The organism is Proteus faecis, from assembly GCF_003144395.1.
GTDB classification, from domain to species: domain Bacteria; phylum Pseudomonadota; class Gammaproteobacteria; order Enterobacterales; family Enterobacteriaceae; genus Proteus; species Proteus faecis.
On sequence record NZ_PENZ01000005.1, the window covers coordinates 1 to 1,313 of the forward strand.

The following is a 1,313-nucleotide window of genomic DNA, read 5'->3' on the forward strand; positions in this document are numbered from 1 at the left end:
CGCCTCTGTCTATGAGCAACTAAAACGAAAACCTAAAGCTATTAAAGAAAATGTCTCTGTCCTAGTTCGTTTATACCCACCAACAAAACAGCGCAGGGATATTGATAACTTTTTAAAGGCCCCATTTGATGCATTAACACATGCGGGTATTTGGGAAGATGATCAGCAGGTAAAGCATATGGATGTGATGTTAATGGAAGTCGTAAAGGGTGGAAAGTTAGAAATCACTATCCGCTCATTTAATAACGTGATGTACGGTCACGAGTAAAACGTGGAGAGAAATAGCATGAATGGATTAATTGTTATTGATGGTTTTCAGGTTCGTAGAGATGTAGCCGGTCGCTATTGTTTAAATGATTTACATCGAGTATCGGGTGGTGAAAAGCGCCATCAACCATCGAACTGGAGTTCATTGGCTCAAACGAAAGAGTTAATTGATGAAATTTCGACCGCTCCTGAGATCACAGGAGCGCCCATTGTGACAGTCGCTGGTGGATATAATCAGGGCACCTATGTTTGCAAAGAATTAGTGTATGCCTACGCAATGTGGATCAGTGCTTCTTTTCATTTAAAAGTAATCCGCACATTTGATGCCTTAGTGACACAACAGCACCAAGAGAAACTCAGTGATAAAGTTCAAGCGGGTGTAATACTGCTTGAGTCAATGTCTAAAAGTTTAAATTTTTCGAATTCATCAAAGTTAGGGGCTTATCAAAAGTTACAAGCAATGGCAGGCTTACCCGAATTAGCCCCTGTTTATGCGATTGATGCACCAAGTGGATCTATGGATGGTTCCAGTCGTCCAACAGTTGCATTATCAACGTTGATCAACAAACACAACTTACCTATTTCAGCACAGCAAGCCTATAAGCGATTAGCCGAACTAGGCATTGTTGAACGTCTATCACGCCCAAGCACGAAAACTGCTAGCAAAACGAAAGAGTTTTGGTCTGTTACGGCTAGAGGTTGTCAGTTTGGGAAGAATATGACTAGCCCTAATAATCCTCGTGAAACCCAACCCCATTTCTTTGAGAGTAAAACGGATGAATTGATCCGTATGGTGATGTTGAATAAACAGGTGAGTGCATGAAATTATTATTAACGCCTTATATTCAACCAGAATTGGGTGTTGTGTTACTTAAGCCGGGTGCTGAATTACTCGAGCAATTTAAGAAGCACCACCGTGTGATTATTAGTGATGTGCCAAAAAGTTTAGACGTGTTGCCCTCAGGCGCATTAACGGGTGATGAACAGCCTATTTTAAACAATAAGCACATCGTCCAATTTCTCAATAGTAAAAAAGTGATCCACAC

Annotated in this window: 2 protein-coding genes and 1 pseudogene; all 3 read left to right on the forward strand. The window is 40.9% G+C overall.

Going from position 1 to position 1,313, the window contains the following annotated elements:
- The coding region (locus DK858_RS00990) for a RusA family crossover junction endodeoxyribonuclease (RefSeq protein ID WP_109395841.1) at positions 1 to 268 on the forward strand (268 nt) is incomplete at its 5' end.
- A gap of 18 nt (positions 269 to 286) precedes the next feature.
- On the forward strand, positions 287 to 1,090 hold the full coding sequence (locus DK858_RS00995; protein WP_109395842.1) for a KilA-N domain-containing protein: 804 nt from the start codon (positions 287 to 289) through the stop codon (positions 1,088 to 1,090).
- Positions 1,087 to 1,313: pseudogene (locus DK858_RS01000) on the forward strand (DUF968 domain-containing protein); the annotation flags it as partial. The gene DK858_RS00995 and the pseudogene DK858_RS01000, both read left to right, overlap by 4 nt.

Excerpts from the sequence above, each read along its gene's own strand:
- DK858_RS00995 (WP_109395842.1), top strand. The coding sequence starts at position 287 with ATGAATGGATTAATTGTTATTGATGGTTTTCAGGTTCGTAGAGATGTA.